Source organism: Massilia sp. WG5 (genome assembly GCF_001412595.2).
In the GTDB taxonomy this organism is placed as follows: Bacteria; Pseudomonadota; Gammaproteobacteria; order Burkholderiales; family Burkholderiaceae_D; genus Telluria.
On the sequence record NZ_CP012640.2, the window covers coordinates 2,416,144 to 2,440,317 of the forward strand.

16 protein-coding genes are annotated in these 24,174 nt (G+C 67.2%); 8 read left to right on the forward strand and 8 right to left on the reverse strand.

Going from position 1 to position 24,174, the window contains the following annotated elements:
- Positions 1 to 102: 102 nt before the first annotated feature.
- On the forward strand, positions 103 to 2,190 hold the full coding sequence (locus AM586_RS10750) for a tetratricopeptide repeat-containing diguanylate cyclase (protein ID WP_052233214.1): 2,088 nt from the start codon (positions 103 to 105) through the stop codon (positions 2,188 to 2,190).
- Between the two features lie 62 nt (positions 2,191 to 2,252).
- On the opposite strand, the gene AM586_RS10755 is transcribed toward AM586_RS10750, so the two are convergent.
- The 7 genes from AM586_RS10755 to AM586_RS10785 form a co-directional block, all read right to left on the reverse strand.
- On the reverse strand, positions 2,253 to 2,549 hold the full coding sequence (locus AM586_RS10755; RefSeq protein WP_229411031.1) for a hypothetical protein: 297 nt from the start codon (positions 2,547 to 2,549) through the stop codon (positions 2,253 to 2,255).
- 66 nt (positions 2,550 to 2,615) lie between these two features.
- A complete protein-coding gene (locus tag AM586_RS10760; protein WP_060567095.1) occupies positions 2,616 to 3,524 on the reverse strand; it encodes a hypothetical protein in 909 nt (302 codons plus the stop codon).
- A gap of 9 nt (positions 3,525 to 3,533) precedes the next feature.
- Positions 3,534 to 7,310, reverse strand: coding sequence for a tubulin-like doman-containing protein (locus AM586_RS10765; protein ID WP_047821975.1), 3,777 nt, complete (start codon positions 7,308 to 7,310; stop codon positions 3,534 to 3,536).
- 18 nt (positions 7,311 to 7,328) lie between these two features.
- A complete protein-coding gene (locus tag AM586_RS10770; protein ID WP_047821973.1) occupies positions 7,329 to 7,781 on the reverse strand; it encodes a hypothetical protein in 453 nt (150 codons plus the stop codon).
- Between the two features lie 37 nt (positions 7,782 to 7,818).
- Positions 7,819 to 9,324 carry a hypothetical protein gene (locus AM586_RS10775; RefSeq protein ID WP_229411030.1) on the reverse strand — a complete coding sequence of 502 codons (1,506 nt, stop codon included), beginning with the start codon at positions 9,322 to 9,324 and terminating at the stop codon, positions 7,819 to 7,821.
- Entirely contained in the window at positions 9,321 to 10,823 is a 1,503-nt protein-coding gene (locus tag AM586_RS10780; RefSeq protein WP_047821968.1) for a hypothetical protein, read from the reverse strand. The genes AM586_RS10775 and AM586_RS10780 overlap by 4 nt, the downstream gene beginning before the upstream one ends.
- Positions 10,824 to 10,960: 137 nt before the next feature.
- A complete protein-coding gene (locus AM586_RS10785) occupies positions 10,961 to 11,479 on the reverse strand; it encodes a DUF3828 domain-containing protein (RefSeq protein ID WP_082439748.1) in 519 nt (172 codons plus the stop codon).
- A 111-nt stretch (positions 11,480 to 11,590) separates the two neighbouring features.
- On the opposite strand from AM586_RS10785, the gene AM586_RS10790 reads away from it, so the two are divergent.
- Positions 11,591 to 12,640, forward strand: coding sequence for a hypothetical protein (locus tag AM586_RS10790; protein WP_047821965.1), 1,050 nt, complete (start codon positions 11,591 to 11,593; stop codon positions 12,638 to 12,640).
- Complete coding sequence (locus AM586_RS10795; RefSeq protein WP_229411029.1) at positions 12,637 to 13,485, forward strand: phytanoyl-CoA dioxygenase family protein; 849 nt, start codon at positions 12,637 to 12,639, stop codon at positions 13,483 to 13,485. Before AM586_RS10790 ends, AM586_RS10795 begins: the two co-directional genes overlap by 4 nt.
- 3 nt (positions 13,486 to 13,488) lie before the next feature.
- Here AM586_RS10795 and AM586_RS29180 read toward each other — a convergent pair whose 3' ends face one another.
- Positions 13,489 to 15,030: a methyl-accepting chemotaxis protein gene (locus AM586_RS29180; RefSeq protein ID WP_060567097.1), complete on the reverse strand. Its 1,542-nt coding sequence runs from the start codon at positions 15,028 to 15,030 to the stop codon at positions 13,489 to 13,491.
- 252 nt (positions 15,031 to 15,282) lie between these two features.
- Here AM586_RS29180 and lplT point away from each other — a divergent pair, with 252 nt between their 5' ends.
- From lplT to AM586_RS10825, 5 genes are all read left to right on the forward strand, one after another.
- Positions 15,283 to 16,509 (forward strand): lysophospholipid transporter LplT, encoded by a 1,227-nt coding sequence (lplT, locus tag AM586_RS10805; protein WP_047821961.1) that lies wholly within the window; start codon positions 15,283 to 15,285, stop codon positions 16,507 to 16,509.
- 186 nt (positions 16,510 to 16,695) lie between these two features.
- The gene (locus AM586_RS10810; protein WP_229412956.1) at positions 16,696 to 19,068 is read left to right on the forward strand and encodes a M1 family metallopeptidase; all 2,373 of its coding nucleotides are present in this window, start codon (positions 16,696 to 16,698) and stop codon (positions 19,066 to 19,068) included.
- Between the two features lie 113 nt (positions 19,069 to 19,181).
- Positions 19,182 to 21,602, forward strand: coding sequence for a M1 family metallopeptidase (locus AM586_RS10815; protein ID WP_060567101.1), 2,421 nt, complete (start codon positions 19,182 to 19,184; stop codon positions 21,600 to 21,602).
- Positions 21,599 to 22,108 carry a DUF6702 family protein gene (locus AM586_RS10820; protein ID WP_047821958.1) on the forward strand — a complete coding sequence of 170 codons (510 nt, stop codon included), beginning with the start codon at positions 21,599 to 21,601 and terminating at the stop codon, positions 22,106 to 22,108. Before AM586_RS10815 ends, AM586_RS10820 begins: the two co-directional genes overlap by 4 nt.
- A gap of 13 nt (positions 22,109 to 22,121) precedes the next feature.
- Complete coding sequence (locus AM586_RS10825) at positions 22,122 to 24,152, forward strand: TonB-dependent receptor (RefSeq protein ID WP_047821956.1); 2,031 nt, start codon at positions 22,122 to 22,124, stop codon at positions 24,150 to 24,152.
- Positions 24,153 to 24,174: the final 22 nt, after the last annotated feature.

Genomic DNA, 24,174 nt, shown 5'->3' on the forward strand with positions numbered 1-24,174 from the left:
CTTTTTCGCATATCTCCCGGAAAATCTGTATTTCTTTGCAGCAAGCGGCGTAAAATGTCTGGTTGAGTCCCGCGTGGGACATCGACACGTCCCCGGGGAACTATGTTGGCAGGCCTATATCGCGGATCGCATCATCGGCGCAGTCTGGGACTGCTGGCGGCGCTCTTCCTGGCCTCCGGCCTGGCCCTTGCCGACGCCCCGCCGCCGCTCGCCGAGCGCCTGGCGGCGCTCCAGGACGTCAGCCGTTTCACGCCCTTGCGCGCCCTGCCGCAGCTGGCCCGGCTGGAGCAGGAAAGCCGCGCCGCGCCGCTGGCCGAGAAAGCCGCTTTCCTCGACCTGTCCTGCAAGACCCATAAAAGCCTCGGCCATCTCGACCTGGCCGGCAAGCTGTGCGACGAGCTGATCGCGCTCGGCCAGCAGCATGCCGACGACACGATCGTCGCGCGCGGCCTGCTGTCCAAGGCGTATGTGCTGTTCGCGAGGAACGACCTGGCCCAGTCGCACCAACTGGTCTGGCAGGCGGAAAAGCTGGCCGCCGGCAGCCGCGACATGGACTTGCGGGTACGCTCCACGATCTCCTCGGGCGAATCCTTTGCCGAGGAAGGCAACTTCCCGATGGCGCTGGGCAAGCTGCAGGCCGCCGTCACGCTGGCGCGCCAGAGCGGCCAGCCGATGCTGATGACGATCGCGTACAACTCGCTGGCCTACCTGTATAACCAGATGCGCGAGCACGAAAAGGGCTTCGAGGCGCTGACGGAAGCCTACCGCGCCGCGGAGGGCATCGACTCGCCGGGACGCCTGGCGACCCTCAAGAATACCGAATACGCGCTGTCGATCGAAACCGGCCAGGTCCAGCGCGGCCGGAACGCCCTGCTGGCTGCGGTCGAACTGGAACGCAAGATCGGCGCCGGACCGATGGTCGCGACTTCGCTGGTCAACCTGGCGGATTGCTACCTGAAGCTGAAGGATTACCGCAACGCCCTCTCCTACGCCCAACAGGCGCTTGAACAGGCGCGCCTGCTCAACAAAGAGAGCTCGATCGCGACCGCGTACACGAACATCGGCGAAGCCTACCTGGGGCTGGGCCGCATCGACGAGGGCAAGAAGAAACTCGAAGAAGCCCTGGCGTGGTACGAGAAGCAGGGCGACAAGCCGTCGCTGCACGACTTCCTGTCCGAATACGGCGACGCCCTGGAACGCGCCGGCGACCTGGCCGGCGCCCTGAAGGCCTACCATCGCGAGCGGACCCTGTCGAACGAACTGTTCGAAAAGCGCCGCCAGAAGGCGGTCATGGAGCTGCAGGCAAAATACGAGTCCGACGCGCGCCAGCGCCAAATCGAACTGCTGCGCCAGGAAAACCAGGTCAAGAGCACCGAGATCGACAACCGCCGCCTGCAGCAGCGCGTCTGGTGGCTGCTGGCCGTGGTCTTTGCGCTGGCCTCGGTGATCGTCTACTTCCTGTACCGCAAGGTGCGCCAGGCCAATGCCCAGCTCGAAGAAAAGAACCTCGAACTCAAGCAGCAGAGCGCGCGCGACCCGCTGACGGCCCTGTACAACCGCCGCCACTTCCAGGAATTCATGCGCGGCCACCAGGAGATCGCCCAGCGCGGCGCCGGCGCGCACACCGGTTCCGCGGACGAGACGGTCAGCGCCCTCTACCTGATGGACGTCGACCACTTCAAGCACATCAACGACACCTACGGCCACGGCGCCGGCGATGCGGTGCTGCGCGAGATCGCCGACGCCCTGCGCGACATCCTGCGCGAGACCGACATGATCGTGCGCTGGGGCGGCGAGGAATTCCTGGCCTTCCTGCCGGCGGTGCCGCGCAGCAGCCTGGACGACGTTGCGCGCCGCCTGCTGAACGGCATCCCGGCCCGCGCCGTCGTCTACCAGGGCGTCACGCTGTCGGTGAACGTCTCGATCGGCTTCGCGCCCTTCCCGCTGGCGCCGGGCGGCAAGCCGATGTCATGGGAACGCGCCGTCAACCTGGTCGACATGGCGCTCTACCTGGCCAAGGGCCACGGCCGCAACCGCGCCTACGGCGTGCAGGGTTTTGCGCACGATACCAGCATGAGCATGGAAGAGATCGAGCAGGACATCGAAGCCGCCTGGCGCTCGGGCAGCGTCGAGCTGTCGATCGTGCAGGGCAACTGGACGCATCCGCAGTTGCAGGCGCTGTCGGCCTGAACGACGTCGTACCGGCGCCATAAAAACAAGGTCGTCCCCGCGCAGGCGGGGACGACGGTAAATCAGCGCGCCGCCTCCTGCATCTTCTCGCCCGCCTGCTCGACCTTCTCCCCGACCTTCGCCGTCGCCCGGTCCAGGTTGTTCCTGGCCTGGGCGGTCGCTTCCTTGGCCTTCTCGCGCGCCTGCTCGGCCGCGGCGTCGGCCTTGACCACCTGCTGCTGGACCGCATCCTGCACCTTCGCGCCGGCGTCGTCGACGACCTTGCCGGCCTTCTGGGCGGGGCCCATGGCATCGCCCGACGATTGCTCGCAGCCGGTTAGCGGGACGACTGCCGCGGCGGCCAGCACCATGGCTGACATGGCTGATATGGCTGATATGGCTGACATGGGCTTGCGCTTCATTTCCTGCCTCCTTTCTGACTGGACTTACTGGTTTCCGGAACCATCCTGCGGCGCCGCCAGCGGATGCTCGCGGTGCATCATGTCTTCGCGGCGCGCCGCTTCGATCCTGTCCTGCAGCGCGCGCGTGTTGTCGTCCTCGCCCCAGCGGCGGATGAAGGCCTGCAGGCGGATGCGCGCCTTCTCCCAGCCGGCCGCCACCGCCAGCGCCGACTCGGCCGCGGCGCTGGTCTCGTTCCAGGCCTTGGCGCGCAGGCGCCGCCGGGTGCAGATCGCCGCTTCATCGTTGAGGCCCTGCTGCAGGTGCTGCAGCTGCTCCGGCGTGGCGCTGGTCTTGCGCAGGGCGATCAGCTCGGCCTGCGCCTCGCTGCCCTTGCACTGGTGCGCCAGGGCGATCGCGGCGTCGATGCGGCGGTCGATCTTCTTCGCCGAGGGCTTGGCCATCAGCCACACACCCCACAGCACGGCCAGCGCCAGGATCCACCAGCGCAGCCGGATCGGCCGGCGGGCAGGCGGATGCGCGGCCAGCGGCGGACGCGGCACTTCCTGCGGCGGCGGCGCTGCCGGTCCTGCCGTCGATCCTGACGCCGCTGCGCCGGCTGGCCCGGCGGCCTGCGCGGCGGCCTTGCCGCTGCGGCCGAACTCGGTCGCGCTGGGGGCCGCGGCCGTGGTCTCGGGACGCGGCGGATTCGATGGCGCGGCCGGCGGCGGCGCGTCCGACCAGCCGGACAGCGCGGCCGCGGCGCTCGCGCCCGCAGTAGCGGCGGCCGCCGCCGCGGCGGCCCGCGGCGCAGCCGCATCCGGGATGGCCGCAGCCGGCGCCCGCGCGCCCGCGCGCCCCTGCGCGGTCCCGCACCAGGGGCAGAAATTCACGGGCCGCGGCGCCGGACGGCCGCAAGCCTCGTTGATACAGCGGTAGATTGCTTCGTCGGCCACGGCGCTCCCTTATTCCGGATCGGGAATGCCGTCGTCGGGATCCGGAATCGCGGTATCGAAAGTACCCGCCAGTTCCGGGACCTCGCCGATCGTCTTCCACTTGTCCAGGCGCGGATTCCACTGCATGTTCCAGATCCGCGTGGCATGCTCGACCTCGCCGCGCGCCAGCATCTGCGCGACCTCCTCCAGCGCATACGGGCCGCGCTGGGCGCCGTTCACGAACAGCTTGTAGCGCGCCGCCATCGGGGTGGCGCCGACCACGAAAGCCGCCGGACCGACGCTTTCGGGATGCAGGCCGGCCGCCGGCGCCGCCGGCATGGACGGGCTGACGATGGTGGCGCCGGCGTCGCCGTGCTCCATGCCCGGCGCGGACAGTCCCGATGCCGCCAGGCCGGCCGCTGCCGCCACCGGCGACGCTGCGCGCCGCTCCAGCGCCTGCAGCGCCCTGGCCTCGCTGGCCAGGAACTCGGGCCGGATAGTGCGCTTGTCGCTTGGGCGTTCGACTTCCCACTGATAGGCGTCGCCGGCGGAATCCGGCACCGTCTCGGACCACAGGTCGAGCTGGGCCAGCGCCGCCTCGACCTGGGCCGGCGACAACTCGGGATGCAGGGTCGCGGCGCGCCGCATCCACTGCTCGTACAGGCGCCGCGCCGTGATCGTCGGCAGCGAAGGAGACGGCAGCTGGGCGCCGGTCTCGTCCACTTCCAGCCTCGGTTCGTAGACCCGCAGCTGGTAGTAGCGCATCAGGGTCGCCAGCAGCGCCAGCCGGTACGGTCCCATCTGGCCCAGGCGCTGGCGCACGGCGGCGATCACCTGCTCGCGGTAATACGGCGGCAGGCCGTTCGAGCGGATCGCGTACTCGTTGCCGATCTGGAGCCATTCACCGGAACCCGGTTCGACCTCGAACAGGTACTGGCCGCGCGGCTGGAAGGCGGCCTCGCGGTCGCCCGCATCCTGCTTGCGGCGGATCACGCCCAGCGCGACCGCCTGCAGGAACCACTCGTAGTCGTCGGCCAGGCGGTTCAGCTCGTCCATCGAGGGCGAGATCGGGTGGCGGAAGCGGGTCGAGTCGAAGTGCAGGTGGGTCGGGATCTTCGGGTTCTCGATCTGGTAGGAGGCGCGCCAGGTCGGCAGGCCGCGCAGCACCGTCATCGGATAGCCGGACAGCTCGATGTAGCACACCGCCCTGCCTGCCACGCCGGTGTTGACGATGGCCACCGCGTCGCCCTGGAAGAAGCCGGTCGGCACGGCCGCGCGGATCTCGGCCTCCAGCTTGCGCCAGGCGGCCGGGTCGCCGACGCCGATGAAGCACTTGAACTGGTCGGCGCTGGGCGTGAACTCGGCCGAGAAGCGCGCGTTAATCCAGGGCATGGCGCTCCGGATCCATTCGCCGAACACGCGGTGGCGCTCCTGCGGCGACATCGCGCCGAGGCGTTCCAGCAGCGGATCGACGGCCTGGGCCGGCTCCTGCCCTGCCGCCTGCATGCTGGAGAGCTGGGTCTGCGCGCGGCGGAACAGCTTCAGCAACAAGTCGGCCCGCAGCCGCTCGTCGCCCAGTTGCGGGAACAGCTGGGCCGAGCCGCCGAATTCCAGCAGCACTTCCTCGGCCCAGCCGCTGACGTCGCTGGTGAGCCGGACCGGCTGCGGCAACACGTCGCTGGCCAGCTTGATATAGGTGGCGTGCTCGTGGCGGGCGTCGGCGCGCAGCTGGCCGATGCGCTGGTCGCAGGCCGCCAGCATCGCTCCCACGTCCCGCCGGCCTTCCTGGAATTCGCCGGCGATGCCGCTCCACTGGGCCTGGCCCTGCTCGTCGGTGCCCTGCGGATTGCCGAGCCAGGCCGACATGCTGTTCATGACGTCGATCGCCTGCCCGGACGCCACTGCCAACAAGTGGAAGCGCAGGTAGTCGGCGATGTCGCGCTTGAGGTGGTTCATCACCTCGCGCGCCTGGGCGTCCTTGCCGAACAGGCGGCCGGCGGCCTGCGACAGGTTGTTCAGCGATTCCTCGACCTGGCGGGTGCGCAGGGCGTCGCGGATGTCGCGGTAGCGCTTGCCGTTGCGCTGGGCGTTGGCGAGGTCGCGCTGGGCCAGTCTCGCCTTGACCTGTTCCAGCAGCGACAGCACGAATTCCAGCCCGCCCTGCTTGCGGTCGTCGAGCAGCATGTACAGGCGGCCGCGCACGTTCAGGCGCAGGTTGGCCAGCAGCTCTCCGGTATGCCGCTTGATGCGGTCCTCGCTGGTCTCGGCGGTGGCGCCGGCCTCGCGGATGGCGTCGCGCTCGAGGTTCGGCAGCAGCTCGACCACCTTCTCGCGCCACAGCTTGAGGTCGTAGGACGCCATGATGCGGTCGACCTCGACCTGCACCTTGCTCTCGACCCGTTCCAGCAGCGAGCGCTGGTCCTTGTCCATCAGGAGCATGTCGGTCAGCGCGTATTCCTGGAAGGGCGTGACGTCGACCGTGCCCTTGCGGAAGTCGGGGAATTCGGAAAACGGGTGCTCGCCCATGCCCATCTGTTCGCGCATGAAGCTGTCGCGTTCCGCATCGGTGGCGCGGCGCGCGGCGGTGCCGTCTGTCGAGGCCAGCCCGAAGAAGGCCTTCACCATCAGCGCCGCCAGCTCGTAGGCGCGGATGTCGTCGCGCAGGCTTTGCTGGGTGTCGAGCACCGCCTGGCCGAAGGCCGAGTACACCTTCGAGTAGGACAGGCGCATGTCGCCGAAGCGCTGCTCCGGCACGCGCGGGTTGTAGGGCCCGAGCTTGTGCTGCTGCTGGTTGACCGCCACCGAGCGCTTGCGGTTGGCGAAATCGGCCGAGGCAAAGTCTTCGAACAGGGTGTCGGCCACCATCTGGTAGACGTCCTTGATATCCTGGGTCGCCTTGTTCGCCAGGTTGGCGGTGTCGACGAAGTACACGTCGTCGAAGGGCGCGCCGCGGCCGACCACGCTGTCCGGGTCCATCCACTGCACGCGCGCACTCATGTCGCGCATGGTGGTCTCGAGTTCCATCAGGGTCGCGTAGGCATTCGCCTCGGTGCGCTCCTTGTTGGCCTTCGCATAGCCCGAAGGCAGGAACATCACCAGGTCGACCTGGCTGTCCGACACCTCCTGGCGCGCGATCGCCTTCGCGATCCAGCCCAGGTCGATGGCGCTGCCGGCGCCGGTGCCGCCGGCGTTCGAGGCGATCACGACGATGCGGAACTTGGACGTATCCACCTGCAGGCCGAGGCGCTGGTAGTTCTCCTTGCGCTCGATGCCGGCATTCGAGCTGAGGAAATTCAGCGCGCCCTTGATGCGTCCGCGCAGCTTGGGGTATTTGTCGAACAGGTACAGACGCGCCAGCGCGCGGATCTGGCCGGCGCCCTTCGACGGGTCGATGCCGAGCGAGCGCAGCTTCTTGGGCCGCAGCGGCATCCATTGTTCGATGAGGGGGAAGCGCGCCAGGCTGTCGTCGGACTCGTGGTATTGCGGCAGGTCGAGCGGTTCCACCAGCCGCTCTTCGTCGCTCAGCTTGACCAGCTCGAACCACGGGTCGGTGCGCTGCGACTTGCCTTCGTCGATGATGGCCTGGTTGTCGAGGTCGAAGTGCAGGAAGCGCGCCACCGGGAAGTCGGCGATCGACTCCACCCGCGTCGGGTGCTGGCGGTTCCACACCGCCGACAGGATGCGGCGGCGGATCCGCATCATGACTTCCATGCCGGTGCCGCCGGCGCCGATGAACAGCGTCGGGCGCAGGTCGACTTTCAGTTCGGATTTGTTATTCAGGGCCGAGGGATCGGGAAAATCTGCCATGTCATGCTTCCTTTGCTTTTATCGGCGGCCGATCATGAGCGCGGCGATCAGGGCCACCACGCCGATGACGACCAGCGGCCCGGTGATCGCCAGGGTCAGGTATTTGGCGGCGTTGATGATGGCCAGCACCGCCGCGAAGGACAGGAAGGCCAGTCCCACGAACATCAGCCAGCCCGCGCTGCCGGCCGAGGACGGCGCCACGCGCTTGACCACCAGGTGGTGCACGTAGGCGTTCCGCACGAAGAAGTAAATCACCAGCAGCACCACGAACACCGCGGCGCCGATCGCCAGGTCGCGCGCCGAGGTGTCGCGCAGCGGCGCGGCGCTGGTGTTGGTGGCGCCGCCGGGCGCGATCTCGACCGGCTGGTTGGCGGTGTCGGGCGTGGTCTTGGGCAGCGCGCCCGAGGGCGTGGTTTGCGGGCTCTGGTCCGGCAGCTTGAAACCGGGATCGGTGGGTTTCTGGTCTTGCATGGGGTCCTCTCGGTTTTCTTGTTCGATCGTTGTTATCTCATCGTCCCAGCCTGACCTGGGCGCCTTCGCGCAGGTCGATCAGCCGGTGGCCGAACAGCGTCGTCTTCAGGCTGGCGACCTGCTGGCCGGCCTTGTCGTAGATCGGCTGGGTGGCGCCGGGGCGCGTGTGCACGGTGCGCAGCTCGTCTTCCACGGTCAGCTGCACGCGGCGCGGCCGGGCATAGGCCCAGGCCGCGCCGCCGCCCGCCGCCAGCAGGGCCAGCACGCCGCCGATCAGCGCCAGCAGCGGCCCGGAACCGAAGTGCACCCTCACTTCGAGCGGCAGCGTCGCGGTCGAGGCCTGGATCTCGGCGGGCGGCGTGAAGATCTCGGGCAGCGGATCGCCAGGGAACAGCGCCGCCATCCGCTCGCGGAAAGCCTGCGACAGCACCAGGCGCTGGCCGGCCAGGTGCAGCTCGATCTGCCCCGGCAGCACATAGGCCGAGCCGGCCGATTTCAGCGCCGCCATCGACCACTTGCCGGGCAGCTTCGCCACCGGCAGCTGCAGGGTGGACGCCAGCGGCTCGGCCTTGCCGGGCGCCAGCTGCCGCAGCTCGTGGCGCGCCAGTTCGAGCGGGCGGTTTTCGCCGGCCAGCATCGAGCGCGCGCTGAGCGTGGCGTCGGCGATGGTGTAGGGATAGATCGTGTTCTCGAGCTGCCACTGGATGCGGGTGCTGGGGGCCGTGGCGCCGGGTTCGACGTCGGCGTGCAAACGGCCGCCGGCATCCATGGTCAGCGACACGCCGGGCGCGCCCTCGACGCGGCGCGGCACCAGGCGCACGGTATCGCGGTCCAGCGGTTTCAGGCGCGCCGGCGGCTCGGTGATCACACGCTGCACCCGGCCGGCGGCCAGCAGGGCGTCGAGCGCGCGCGAACCCTCCTGCCCGGCCGCGAACACGTAGACCATCAGGCCGTTCGCGCTGTAGTGCGCGCCCTTGACCGGCATCCGCAGCGGGAAGGCCAGCGCCTTGTCGATCGCGGCGCCGCGGTGGATCAGGGCGTAGAACTCGCGGTTGCGGGCGGCGGTCGCCTGGTCGTTGTTCGGACTGTTGCGGTTGTTGGTCACCAGCCAGACCAAGCCCGGCTTGCCTTTCAATACCTGGTTCAGGGCGGCGTTCACGGCCTCGCCGAGGTCGGTGTCGGCCAGGGCCGCGCCGCCGGGCTTGCGCGCCATCTGCAAACCGTTCAGCGCCGCCTGCACGTGTGCATGCAGGGTCTTCGGATCCGCCTGCTCGGACAACAGGCCGCGCGGCGACGGCGCGCCGGGCAGCGACTGGTTGAAGGCGGCCAGCAGCAGCGCATCGCCGGGCTGCACCACGCTGGCGACGAGTTCCGTCACCAGCGGCTTGAAGGCGGAGTTCGGGTCGCTGTAGAAGGGCTCCATCCAGCCCGAGTTCTGCACCAGCACCACCTGCGGGATGGCGCAGGCCGGCGCGGCCACGCCGAGCAGGCCGCCGGCGAGCATCGCCCACCGCGTGGCAAGGAGTGCGAGCGCGCGCCTCACGACGGCTCTTCCAGGTTCCAGCCGCGGATCCGGTTCCAGTCTGGGTGGTGCAGCCACAGACGATTGGCATACACGAAGGGCAGGCACTCGAGCGGACGCGACAGGCGTGCGATCTCGTCGAGGATGACGTTGCGCCGGCCTATCCATTCGACGGTGGTGCGGGCGATCACGCGGTCGGCCAGCGCGTCTTCCGCGCGGCCGGTGTATTTGTGGAAGCGCAGCACCAGCCCGCTGGGCTGGCTGCGGTTGTTGTTGAAGCTGCGCAGCAGCGGCAACACCAGCGAATCGTCTTCGGCCTGGTCTTCGACGTGCTCCCCTAGCCAGGGTTCGTCGATGACAGGATGGCCGCGCCGGAACAGCAGGTTGGCGAAACCCAGGCGCGCGCCGTCGATCGGCTCGCGCTGCGGGCGCTCGACGCCCAGTTCGAGGAAGCAGTAGGACTGGCCGTCATGCCCGATCAGCCACATGCGGCCGTCGCGGCTCAGGGTCGGGCCGCCGAACTGCAAGCGCGCCAGCCAGGTGTCGGGCCAGGGCAGGAAGCGCGGCGCCTCGCCCGGACGCCACAGCAGCTGGCCTTCGTCGTGCAGCCAGGACAGCTGGCCGTCGTAGCCGATCGGCCGGCTCCAGCCGGACAGCGGCAGCGCGCCGCATTCGTATTGCGGGCCGGGGGCCAGGTCGGGGTCGAGCGTGGACAGCAGCAGCACCCCGGCATTCCCGCGCACCAGGCAGGCGAGCTGGCGCCGCATCTGGCCCGGCGCGGCCACGAGCGGGGCGGCCAGCACCGGTTCGAGGCGGTAGGATTCGTTGATCGGGTTGATCCACAGGCGGTACAGGCCCTGGGCGGCCGGCACCAGGCCGACTTCGCCGCGGCGCGGCTCCAGCGCCGGCAGCCAGCCGTAGTCGGAAGCGCCGAAGCGCAGGTCGGCGCTGCCCTCTTCCGGCACCAGCACGTGCCACGCCTCGCCCAGCGGATCCCAGTACTGCAGCACGCCGCGTCCCGGCGCCAGGGCCAGCAGGCGCTGTTCCGGGAAACCGTAGCCGGCGGCGATGAACATGCACTGGGCGTTCGGCGGCGGCGGCATCGACGCGTCGAAGCGGCCGATGTGCGGCGCGGCGGGACGCTCCTCGAGGCTGTCGCCGAGCGGCAGCGAGGTGACCGGCAGGCCGTGCGGCACATGGCGCGGCAACAGCTGGTCGGCATGCGGACCCCACCAGTCGGGCCGGCGCTGCTGGCGCCCGGCCAGGCGGGCCAGGGGACGGCCGCATTCGGGGCAGAAGGAAAAACCTTCGGGGTAGATGGGCGAGTGCTCGCAGCCCTCGCCGGCCTCGCCGTCGCACAGCGGCAGCGAGGCGCCGAGCAGGTGCGCGAAGTCGGCCACCCGTCCGCGCGAGTGGGCGCGCCAGTCGATCCGTCCCAGCCCTTCGCTGGCCGCCAGTTCGAACTGCCCGTTCTCCTCTTCCAGCCAGACGCTGGCCGGCGTTTCCCATCGGTATGCCATTGTCCCCCGCTGTCGGATCGTCAAAAACGCCACGGCCCGCACCCATCATGGTGCCGTTATGCTTTTGGAATCATAGCGCCACCATGGGGGGCACGGCGCGCCGTTCACGAAAGGAGCGCGGGGCTGTCCTTCACGGATCAAATGGCGGGCTGTTCAGCGGAACTTCCGGCCGCGTCGACGGAAACGACCCGGCGGATTTTCCAGCCGCCGTTTTCCAGCACCATCGACAGCGCCAGCACCTGGCGCGCGCCGCCGTCCTCGCTCGCATCGCCGAGCGTGACCAGGACCTCGGCCACCCCGGCGCGCTGGCGCATGGTGGCCGCGTGCACGCCGCGCAGCCAGGCCGGACGATAGCTGGCGGACTGGGTGAAGTAGTCGATGCGCGGCAGCCGCCCGCCCTGCAGGCCTTCGACCAGGCGCGCCGCCAGGTCCTTCGCCACGTAGCGGGTGAAGGTGTCGAAGCGGTCGCTGAGCGGATCCTGGTCGGCGCCCAGGGTCTCCAGGTACCAGCCGTAGAACTCGGCCGCCACCAGGTCCGGCGCGCGCGCCCCGGTCTTGGCTTCCAGCGCCCGGGCAGGCGCGACGGCGGCCAGCAGCAGTGCCAGCAGCACGGCGAACAAGTTAAGCAGAGGAAATTTTCCTTTTAGAATCAACATGATATGACTCCTGACAGCCAAACTGTGCAGCAAAGCCGATGCCCGCTTCGTGAGCTGCCGCAAGCGTCCGGCCGGCTTATAATGTCGGGTTGTTGCCTATTGCCCGACGCCATGAACGCCCCCGAACTTTCCGCCATCGACCTTCCCTCCTCCGCCATCGACGCCGCCGGCGCGCACCTGCGCGACGTGCTCGCGATCGCGCTCGAACACGGGCCGGGACGGCGCGCGCTGGTGGTGTTCGACCGGCGCACGGGCCTGTCGCGCGCGCTGCTCGAGGCCTACCGCCGCAACCTGCCCGACGCCGCCTTCATCGACTTCGACGCCGTCACGCCGGAGGCGGTCCTGGACGCGTTCAAGACCTATGCGCCGGGCGACCTGGTGGTGCTGGTGCAGTCGACCAACTTCCGCCTCGACGGCTTCCGCCTGCGCGTGGAACTGTTCAAGCTGGGACTGAAGGTGATCGAGCACGTGCACCTGTCGCGCATGTCGGGCGCGCAGGGAGAGCACTACATCGAGGCGCTGGCCTACGACCCGCGGTACTTCCGCGGCGTCGGCCATGCGCTCAAGCGCCGCATCGACAGCGCGCAGCGCGCCGAGGTGCACGGCGGCGGCGACGTCCTCGTGTTCGATTCGCCCTTCGAATCGGCCAAGCTGAACGTCGGCGACTACGGCGCGATGAACAACGTCGGCGGCCAGTTCCCGATCGGCGAAGTGTTCACCGAGGCGCGCGAGCTGGAAGCCGTCAGTGGCCGCGCCCAGGTCCACGTGTTCGGCGACACGGCCTACCTCGTGAACCGTCCGGACGCGCCCGTCACGCTGATCATCGAACGCGGGCGTGTGACCGGCGCCGAGAACGCGACGCCCGAATTCCAGCAGGTGCTGGACATCATCCGCCGCGACGAGGGCGAGGTCTGGGTGCGCGAGCTGGGCTTCGGCATGAACCGCGCCTTCTCGCGCGAGCGCCGCGTCGACGACATCGGCACCTACGAGCGCATGTGCGGCATCCACCTGTCGCTGGGCGCCAAGCACGGCGTGTACGCCAAGCCCGGCTTCAAGCGCAAGGACGCGCGCTACCACATCGACGTGTTCGTGGTGACGGACGCGGTGTACCTGGACGGCGAGCGGGTGTATGCCGACGGGGCGTGGACGGTGGCGGCATGATGCAGGTGCTGACCCCGGAACAGCGCGAGCGCTACCGGCGCGACGGCTACATCGTCATCCCCGGCTTCAAGACGCTGGACGAAATCGCGCGCCTGCGCGCCCGCGCCGAAGAGATCGTCGACGCCTTCGACCCGCGCGAGTCGCGCGCCGTGTTCACCACGCGCGACCAGGAAAACGCCAGCGACGCCTGGTTCCTCGGCTCGGACAACACGGTGCGCTGCTTCTTCGAGGAGGAAGCCTTCGACGAACACGGCCGGCTGAAGCAGGCCAAGGCCCTGTCGATCAACAAGATCGGCCACGCCATGCACGACCTCGACCCGGTGTTCGATGCCTTTACGCGCGATCCGAAACTGGCAGCGCTGGCGCGTGAGCTGGGGCTGGAGCAGCCGCAGGTGTGGCAGTCCATGTACATCTTCAAGCAACCCGGCATCGGCGGCGAAGTGCGCTGGCACCAGGACGCCACTTTCTTCGACTCGACCCCGATCAGCGTGACGACCTTCTGGTTCGCGCTGGAAGACGCGAGCATCGCCAACGGCTGCCTGTGGGTCGAGCCGGGCGGCCACCGCGGCCCGCTGCGCGAGCGCTTCCTGCGCGACGGCGACAGGATCGCGATGGAAAAGCTGGACAGCACGCCGTGGCCGGACGACTCGACCGCCGTGCCGCTGGAGGCGAAGGCCGGCAGCCTGGTGTGCTTCCACGGCCTGCTGCCGCACTACAGCGCGCCGAACAGGTCGGCGGTGTCGCGCCATGCCTTCACCCTGCACGCGACGGACGCGCGCACCGCCTATTCGCCGCGCAACTGGATCCAGCGCGACGAGCGCTTCCCGGTGCGCGGCTTCGACTGATTTTTATGCGAGCCTGAACACGCCGACCAGCCGCGCCAGGTTCGCGGCCTGGTCCTGCATCGCCTCCGATGCCGCCGCCGCCTGCTCCACCAGCGCGGCATTCTGCTGGGTCACCGAGTCCATCTGGCCGATCGCCTCGTTGATCTCGACGATGCCCATCGACTGCTCTTCGGTAGCGCGCATGATCTCGCCGATGATGCCGGCCACGCGCTCGACGCTGACGACGATCTCGTCCATCGTCGCGCCCGCGCGGTCCACCAGCTTCGCGCCGGCGTCGACCTTCTCCACCGAGTCGCCGATCAGCACCTTGATCTCCTTGGCCGCAGCCGCGGAGCGTTGCGCCAGGTTGCGCACCTCGGTGGCGACCACCGCGAAGCCGCGGCCCTGCTCGCCCGCCCGCGCCGCCTCCACCGCCGCGTTCAGCGCCAGGATATTGGTCTGGAACGCGATCCCGTCGATCACGGCGATGATGTCGACGATCTTCCGCGATGCTTCGTTGATCGACGCCATCGTGCCGACCACGTCGCCGACCACGCGGCCGCCCTGCGTCGCGACGCCCGATGCCGACTGCGCCAGACGGCTGGCCTCGCGCGCGTTTTCCGCGCTTTGCTTGACGGTCGCGGTCAGTTCCTCCATCGAGGCCGCGGTCTCCTCGATCGAGCTGGCCTGCTGCTCGGTGCGCGAGGACAGGTCGAGGCTGCCCGCCGCGATCTCGCTGGACGCGGTGGCGATCACGTCGGTGCCCTGGCGCACCTCGCCGACGATGCCGGCCAGGCTGTCGCGCATGGTCTTCATCGCGAACAGCAGGCTCGACTCGTCGCCCGGCCGCGTGCGGACCTCGGTTTCCAGGTCGCCCGCGGCGATGCGGCGCGCGACTTGCGCCGCAAACTCCGGCTCGCCGCCGACCGAACGCTCGATGTTACGTGCGATCAGCAGGACCAGCACCGACAGCGCGACGCCGGCCACCGCCAGCATCGACAGCGACACCGTCAGGTCCTTGTAGAAGGCGCTGTTCAGGTCGTCGATGTAGGTGCCGGTCTGGAAGGTCCAGTTCCAGTCCTTGAAGCCGTTGTCGAAGCCGAGCTTGGGCACTGGCTTCTGCTCTCCCGGCTTGGCCCACAGGTATTGGGTGAAGCCTTCGCCGTGATCGCGCACCATCGCCATCGCCTCGACGTACACCCGGGTTCCGTCCGGATCCTTGAACGCGGCCGGGTCGGTGCCGATAAGTTCAGGCTTGAACGGGTGCATCAGCACCGCGGTCTCGCCGAGCACGGTCAGGTAGCCGTTGGCGCCGTAGCGCAGGTCCTTGATCTGTGCCAGCGCCTGCTTCTTGGCGTCGGCGTCCGTCAGCGCGCCGGACGTGGCCAGCGCGGCGTAGTGCCTGGCGACCGACTGCGCCATGTCGCCGGCATTGTGGAGCTGCGTCTTGCGTTCCTCCAGGCGCAGCGAGCGCTGCTGCATGAGGCTGACGACCACCACGGCCAGCAGGCAGACCCAGCTGATAACCAGGGGGAGGAAGAGTTTTGTGCGAAAGCTGAGTTTCATTTGAAGAATTCGAACGATCATTGTGATTGACCGTTCGGTAAACGACAGCGCCAGTCCGGGCTGAATGACGCTTTGTCAGCAATCGGCAATTTATTTTCGTGGCTTACCAAGCAGACAATGCTTTCGGCCAAGCCTGTATGCGGCCGGAAGATCGGCCGGAATATTTGCGCTATGCCTTATGCATGATTCAAGCGGAATCGACGCCGTCAAAGGCTGTGATATAAGGGCAATCCAAGCACCGGAACCGATCCCATGAAACCTGCCTTCTTCGCTATCGTTGGGGCCCAGTTCTTTTCCTCGCTGGCCGACAGCGCGTTGTTCATCCTCTGCGTCTCGCTGATCACGACGCTGTCGTTTCCAGGATGGATGACGCCGATGCTGAAGATGGGTTTTGTCCTCTCCTATATCCTGCTGGCTCCCTTCGCCGGCGCCTTCGCCGACATGTTTCCCAAGGGCCGGGTGATGCTGGTGACAAACACGATCAAGATGCTCGGCTGCTCGCTGATCCTGGCCAAGGCCAATCCCCTGCTCGCCTATGGCATCGTCGGCTTCGGCGCCTCGGCCTATTCGCCGGCCAAGTACGGCATCCTGGCCGAAGTCCTGCCGGCCCGGCGCCTGGTGGCGGCGAACGGCTGGATCGAGGGCACCACGGTGGTCTCGATGATCCTCGGCACCATCCTGGGCGGCCTCATTTCCGCCAACGAACACACGATCGCCTGGCTGCTGCGGGTCGCGCCCGCGCATGACGGCATCGCCGAGACGCCGGTGCGGGCGGCGGTGTTCGTGATCGTGCTGACCTATTTCGTGGCCGGCGTGCTGAACCTCTGCGTCGTGAATGCCGGCAAGCGCTATGAGAACGCGCGCCGTTCCATCCCCGCCCTGCTGCTCGAGTTCTACCGCTGCAACTCGACCTTGTGGCGCGACCGCGAGGGCCGGGTGTCGCTGGGCGTGACCTCGCTGTTCTGGGGCGCCGGCATGGTGCTGCAGATCCTGCTGCTGGCCTGGGCCAAGTCGGCGCTCGGCCTGGGCCTGGACAAGGCGGCCGCGCTGCAGGGCGTGTTCGCGCTCGGCGTGGTGGTCGGCGCCGCGATCGCCGGCAAGACGGTGCCGCTGGTGCGCTCGATGTCGGTGATGCCGGTCGGGATCGTGCTCGGCATCGGGCTGTGCGCGATGGTGTTCGTGCACACGGTGCAGGTCGCGCTGCCGCTGCTGCTCGTGATCGGCGTGCTGGCCGGGCTGTTCGTGGTGCCGATGAACGCCATCCTGCAGCACCGCGGCCACAGCCTGATGAGCGCCGGCCAGTCGATCGCGGTGCAGAACTTCAACGAGAACCTGGCCATCCTGGCGATGACGGCCAGCTATGCGATGGCGCTGCAGGTCAAGCTGGAGATGAATACGGTGCTGCTGTTGCTGGGCATTCTCGTCGCCACCACCACCATCTACCTGCGCGCCGTGGCGAACACGGATCGAGCCGCCTGAGACAGGCCGACCGCAGTAGCCAAAACGCCACATCCCGGCGTTTTTTTATGCTTTGTAACAACCTTGTTACAAATCAAGCGAGCCATTGCCCTAGAGCTAAGAATAGAATATTTTCTTCTTTTCAACCTCTATTGCAGGGTAAATATGATACGTTTGCCGATCAGCTTGGCGGCTCTATGCCTCACCATGTCCGCAATCGCGGCCGAACCTTTTGACGACAAGTTCCGCCAGCTCGACGAACTGCTGCCCACCCCGACCACGATCCGCACCGCTTCCGGCGCCCCGGGCCACGCCTACTGGCAACAGCGCGCCGACTATTCGATCCGCGCCACGCTGGACGAGGCCAAGCGTGCGATCAATGGCTTTGAAACGGTCACGTATCACAACAACTCCCCTGACACGCTGACCTACCTGTGGGTCCAGCTCGACCAGAACATCTACAAACCCAACTCGGATGCGCGCACCGGCGCCACCATCCGCTCGCGCGATGCGTGGGACAAGCCGCGCGGTCCGGACGACGGCATGAAGTTCGACGCGATGCAGTCGCTGATGACCGCACGCAGCTTCGACGGCGGCTTCAACATCAAGTCGGTGAAGGACGCCGGCGGCGCCCCGCTCCATTACGTCATCAACCGCACGATGATGCGCATCGACCTGCCGCAGCCGCTGAAGCCGGGCGCGAAGCTCGCGTTCTCGGTCGAGTGGAGCTACAACATCAACGAACAGAAGGTGCTCGGCGGCCGTTCCGGCTACGAGAAGTTCGACGAAGACAAGAACGACCTGTTCGAGATCGCCCAGTGGTTCCCGCGCATGGCCGCCTACTACGACGTGACCGGCTGGCAGCACAAGCAGTTCCTCGGCACCGGCGAGTTCACGCTGGAATTCGGCGACTACGATGTGTCGGTCACGGTCCCGGCCGACCACATCGTCGCCTCCACCGGCGAGCTGCAGAACCCGGGCGACGTCCTTACCGCCACCCAGCGCCAGCGCCTGGAGCAGGCGCGCACCGCGAAGCAGCCGGTCGTGATCGTGACCCAGGCCGAAGCGGAAGCGAAGGAAAAGACCCGCGCCACCACCACGAAGACCTGGCGCTTCAAGGCCAGGAACGTGCGTGACTTCGCCTGGGCCTCGTCCCGCAAGTTCATCTGGGATGCCCAGGGCTTCAAGAAGGATTCGACCAATGTGCTGGCGATGTCCTACTACCCGAAGGAAGGCAACCCGCTGTGGGAGAAGTACTCGACCCAGGCCATCATCCACACCATCGACCAGTACAACAAGTACTCGTTCGACTACCCGTATCCGGTCGCGATTTCCGTGAACGGCCCGGTGGGCGGCATGGAGTACCCGATGATCTCGTTTAACGGCCCGCGTCCGACCAAGGACAAGAAGACCGGCGAAATCACCTATTCGAAGCGCACCAAGTATGGCCTGATCGGCGTGGTGATCCACGAAGTCGGCCACAACTACTTCCCGATGATCGTCAACTCGGACGAGCGCCAGTGGACCTGGATGGACGAGGGCCTCAACAGCTTCCTGCAGTACCTGGCCGAGAAGGCCTGGGAAGAGGATTATCCGCAGTCGCGCGGCGAGCCGCGCGCGATCGTGGACTACATGAAGAGCGCCGGCCAGCAGCCGATCATGACCAACTCCGAGTCGATCTCGGCGCTGGGCCCGAACGCCTACTCCAAGCCGACCGCCGCCCTGAACGTGCTGCGCGAGACCGTGATGGGCCGCGAACTGTTCGACTTCGCGTTCCGCGAATACGCACGCCGCTGGAAATTCAAGCGCCCGACCCCGTCCGACTTCTTCCGCACCATGGAAGACGCCTCCGGCACGGACCTCGACTGGTTCTGGCGCGGCTGGTTCTACACCACCGACCACGTCGACGTGAGCGTGGACGGCATCAGCGAGTACACGGTCGGCACCAAGGATCCGGAAGTCGAGAAGGCCTGGAAGAAGGCCCGTCACGATGCCGAGCCGATCTCGATCACCGAGCAGCGCAACAAGGGCACCCTGCCGCGCCGCGTCGACAGCCATCCGGAACTGAAGGACTTCTACAACGAGCACGACGACTTCACGGTCACCAACAAGGACCGCAACAAGTACAACGAGGCGATGGAAGGTCTGGAAGACTGGGAAAAGGCGCTGCTGAAGGAAGGCAAGCACATGTACCTGGTCGACTTCACGAACAAGGGCGGCCTGGTGACGCCGCTGATCCTCGAGATCACCCTTGCTTCCGGCAAGAAGTACGTCGAGCGCGTGCCGGCCGAAGTGTGGCGCTACTCGCCGAAGAAGATCACCAAGCTGATCATCACCGACGAGCCGATGACCAGCCTGGTCCAGGACCCGTACTGGGAAACCGCCGACACCGACCAGAGCGACAACGCCTGGCCGCGCAAGGCCACCCCGTCGCGCCTGGAGCTGTTCAAGTCGCAGCGTAACGGCGGCGAGGACCTGATGCGCGACTATAACGAGAAGCTGAAGACCAAGGAGTCGAAAGAGTCCAAGGACGCCAAGCCGGAAGTCAAGGCGGCCGCGGACGCAGGCGCAGCGAAGTAACCCGTCGTCCTTGCGCCACCCCGTCGTCCCCGCGCACGCAGGAACGACGGCATAACACTGCTCGGTAGCCGCACCCTCCAGGTCCGGCTGCCGTTTTCACTTCATACCGAGACATGAAACTGCCCGCCAGCCTCGCCACCCTCACCCTGATCGCCGCCATCACCGGCTCCGCCTTCGCCGCGGAACCGTTCGACGACAAGTTCCGCCAGCTCGACGAACTGCTGCCCACGCCCACCGACACCCGCACCGCGTCGGGCGCGCCGGGCCATGCCTACTGGCAGCAGCGCGCCGACTACCGGATCCGCGCCCGGCTGGACGAAGCCGGACGCGCGGTGAGCGGTTCCGAGACGGTCACCTACCACAACAATTCGCCGGACACGCTGCACTACCTGTGGGTGCAGCTCGACCAGAACATGTTCCGCGCCGACTCGGACAACCGCAACATCTCGAGCTACCCCTCGCGCGAGGCCTGGCGCACGGCGGGCGCGAATGGGCAGACCGGCCTGCAGTACGAGGCCGCGCGCTTCCTGGTCGAGAGCCGCAGCTTCGACGGCGGCTTCAGGCTCGCCGGCGTGACGGGCACGGACGGCAAGCCGCTGCGCTACGTGATCAACAAGACCATGATGCGCATCGACCTCGACCAGCCGCTCAAGCCGGGCGCGCGCTTCTCGTTCGACATGGCGTGGTCCTTCAAGGTGCCGGAGACGAACGTGCTGGGCCGCCGCATGGGCTTCGAGCGTTTCGATAAAGAAGACGGGAACGACCTGTTCGAGATCGCCCAGTGGTACCCGCGCATGGCCGCCTACTACGATGCGCACGGCTGGCAGAACAAGCAGTACCTGGGCGACGGCGAGTTCACGCTGGAATTCGGCGACTACGACGTCGAGCTCACGGTGCCGTCGGACCACATCGTCGCCGCCACCGGCGAACTGCAGAATCCGGGCGATGTCCTGAGCGCCGCCCAGCGCGAGCGCCTGGAGCAGGCGCGCACGGCGAAGCAGCCGGTGATCATCGCCAGCCAGGCGGATGCCGAAGCGCGCGAGAAAGGCCGCGCCACCACGACGAAAACCTGGCGCTTCAAGGCCAGCAACGTGCGCGACTTCGCCTGGGCCACCAGCCGCAAGTTCATCTGGGACGCCCAGGGCTTCAGGAAGGATTCGACCAATGTGCTGGCGATGTCCTACTACCCGAAGGAAGGCAACCCGCTGTGGGAGAAGTACTCGACCCAGGCCATCATCCACACCATCGACCAGTACAACAAGTACTCGTTCGACTACCCGTATCCGGTCGCGATTTCCGTGAACGGCCCGGTGGGCGGCATGGAGTACCCGATGATCTCGTTCAATGGCGGCCGCCCGACCAGGGACAAGAAGACGGGTCAGCTGAGCTACTCGCGCAGCACCAAGTACGGCCTGATCAGCGTGATCATCCACGAAGTCGGCCACAACTACTTCCCGATGATCGTCAACACCGACGAGCGCCAGTGGACCTGGATGGACGAGGGTATCAACTCCTTCATGCAGTTCCTCGCCGAGACCGCGTGGGAAGACAACTACCCGGCCCGCCGCGGCGAAGCGCGCAACATCGTCGACTACATGAAGAGCCGCAACCAGCAGCCGATCATGACCAACTCCGAGTCGATCACTAACCGCGGCAGCAACGCCTATGCCAAGCCGGCCACGGCCCTGAACGTGCTGCGCGAGACGGTGCTGGGCCGCGAACTGTTCGACTTCGCCTTCCGCACCTATGCCGAACGCTGGAAGTTCAAGCGCCCGACCCCGGCCGACTTCTTCCGCACCATGGAAGACGCCTCCGGCACGGACCTCGACTGGTTCTGGCGCGGCTGGTTCTACACCACCGATGCGGTGGACGTGAGCGTGGACGGCATCAGCGAGTACACGGTCGGCACGAAAGACCCGGAAGTCGAGAAGGCCTGGAAGAAGGCCCGTCGCGATGCCGAGCCGATCTCGATCACCGAGCAGCGCAACAAGGGCACCCTGCCGCGCCGCGCCGATGCGCATCCCGAGCTGAAGGACTTCTACAACGAGCACGACGACTTCACGGTCACCAACAAGGACCGCAACAAGTACAATGAAACCGTGGAAGGCCTGGAAGACTGGGAGAAGGCGCTGCTGAAGGAAGGCAGGCACCTGTACCTGGTCGACTTCACGAACAAGGGCGGCCTGGTGACGCCGCTGATCCTCGAGATCACCCTTGCTTCAGGCAAGAAGTACGTCGAGCGCGTGCCGGCCGAAGTGTGGCGCTACTCGCCGAAGAAGATCACCAAGCTGATCATTACCGACGAGCCGATGACCAGCCTGGTCCAGGACCCGTACTGGGAAACCGCCGACATCGACCAGAGCGACAACGCCTGGCCGCGCAAGCCGGTGCAGTCGCGTCTCGAACTGTTCAAGAGCCAGCACGAAGCGGACGACATGATGAAAGACTACAGCGAAAAACTGAAGACGAAGGACAGCAAGGAAGCCGCCAAGGCCGCCGAGCAGTCCATCGAAGCGGGCAGGAAGGTCGAATGAAACTCAAATCCCACCTCGGCTTCATTGCACGGTGCGTTGGCGCCGCCGTCCTGGCGGGCGCCTGCGCGCTGGCGCCCGCGCACAACTTCCACGCCGGGATCACCGACATCAGCCACAACGAGCGCAGCGGCAGCCTCGAAGTCGTGCACACCTATATGGCGCACGACGTCGAAGCCCTGCTGACCAATCTGTTCCAGCGCCAGTTCGACCTGTCGGATCCGGACGACCAGGCGGTATTCCGCAAATACGTCGAGAAGCAGTTCTGGCTGGCGGACAAGGACAAGCGACGCCTGCCGCTGAACTGGGTCGGCATGACGGCCGATGCCCAGAGCGTCATGGTGTACCAGGAAGCGCTGCAGACGCCGGCCGCCAAGGTCGAGTTCATCCACGACGAAGTCATGACCGATTTCATGCCCGACCAGATGAACACCGTGAACCTGACGGTGGCGGGCAGCATCCGCACCTTCGGCTTCAGCAGCGGCCATCCCGAGTTTTCGGTCCACTGAAGCGGCGTTCCCGATGCGTCTCCGAGTCCTGCCCTGCGCGCTGGCCGCGCTGTTTTCCCACGTCGGCGCGCACGCCGACGATTTCGTGATCCAGCGCGTGCTGGTCGAAGGAGCGCGCGCCAGCCAGCTCGGCATCGCCGACTCCGCGAATGCCGGCAGCGTCAGCCAGAAGGAACTGGAGATGCGCACCATCTACCGTCCCGGCGAGCTGCTGGAGGCGGCGCCCGGCCTGATCGCCAGCCAGCACAGCGGCGAAGGCAAGGCCAACCAGTTCTACCTGCGCGGCTTCAATCTCGACCACGGCACCGACCTCGCCACCTGGGTCGACGACATGCCGGTCAACCAGCGCTCGCACGCCCACGGCCAGGGCTGGACCGACCTGAACTTCCTGATCCCGGAACTGACCGCCCGCCTCGACTACCGCAAGGGCCCGTACTCGGCGCGCGACGGCGACTTCGCCTCGGCCGGCAGCGCCTCGGTCGTGTATGCGAACCGGCTGGTGCGCGACGTCGCGACCCTGAGCGTGGGCCAGAACGGCTATGCGCGCACGGCGTTGGCGGCCTCGCGCGATGCGGCCGGCGGCGCCCTCACCTATGCGCTGGAACTGCTGCACAACGACGGCCCCTTCGTGCATCCGGACGATTACCAGAAGCTGAACGGCGTGCTGCGCTACAGCCGCGGCTATGCCAACAACGGCTGGAGCGTCACCGCGATGGCCTATCACGGGCGCTGGAATTCCACCGACCAGATTCCGGAACGCGCCGCCGATGACTCAGTGGACCATAAAGGTATTGGACGCTTCGACGCCATCGACGACAGCGACGGCGGCGAGGCGCGGCGCTACAGCCTCTCCGGCGCGTGGCGCCGCACCGCGTCCGACTCGGCCTCGAAGGTGAACGCCTACATCATCCGCAACCAGCTGGACCTGTGGTCAAACTTCACTTATTTCATGAACGACCCGGTCCACGGCGACCAGTTCGCCCAGCCGGACCGGCGGGTGACTTCCGGCTTCAACGCCCTGCACACCTGGCACGCGTACCACGGCGATACGCTTGCCTCGGACCTGAGCGTCGGCCTGCAGGCCCAGAACGACAACATCTTCAACGGCCTGCTGCACACGCAAGCGCGCCAGCTTCTTTCCGTCACACGCCAGGACCACATCGTCGAGACCAGCCGCGCGGCCTGGATCGAGAGCGCGACGCGCTGGGGCGATTCCTTCCGCAGCATCGCCGGACTGCGCGCCGACAATTACCGCTTCCGCGTCAGGAGCGACCTGGGCGGGGCCGCGGCGAGCGCCGGCGACACCCTGCTCAGCCCGTCGCTGAACCTGGTGTTCGGCCCGTGGAAGAGCAGCGAACTGTACCTGAACTATGGCCAGGGCTTCCACAGCAACGATGCGCGCGGCGCCGTCACCAGCGCCGCGCCCCTGGTGCGCTCGCGCGGCATGGAGGTCGGCCTGCGCACGGAAGCGATTCCGAAGATGCAGACCGCGCTGTCGCTGTACCGCCTGGATTTCGATTCGGAGCTGAGCTACATCGGCGACGAGGGCACGACCGAGGCCGGCGCGCCCAGCCGGCGCATCGGCATCGAGTTCTCGAACTACTACAAGCCGGTGAAATGGCTGTCGATCGATTTCGACGCCGCCTTCGCGCATGCCCGCTCGCGCGAGGTGGCGCCGGGCCAGGACAGGATTCCCGGTGCGGTCGAAGGCGTGGGCCAGCTGGCGCTCACGGCCAGCCAGCTCGGCAAGAACGGCGCCTGGGAAGCCGCGCTGCGCCTGCGCTACTTCGGCCCGCGTCCGCTCATCGAGGACAACAGCGTGCGCTCGCATGCCAGCACCACGCTGAACGGCCGCATCGGCTACCGCATCGCCAGCGACCTGCGGCTGGAGCTGGAAGGCTTCAACCTGGCCGACAAGCGCGTCTCTTCAATCGATTACTACTATGCGTCGCAGCTGGCCGGCGAAGCGGAACCCCGCGCGGACATCCACTTCCACCCGCTCGAATCGCGCTCCTTCCGGCTCACCCTGATCAAGAATTGGTAGGCAAAAAGTGCTACGCTAGCGG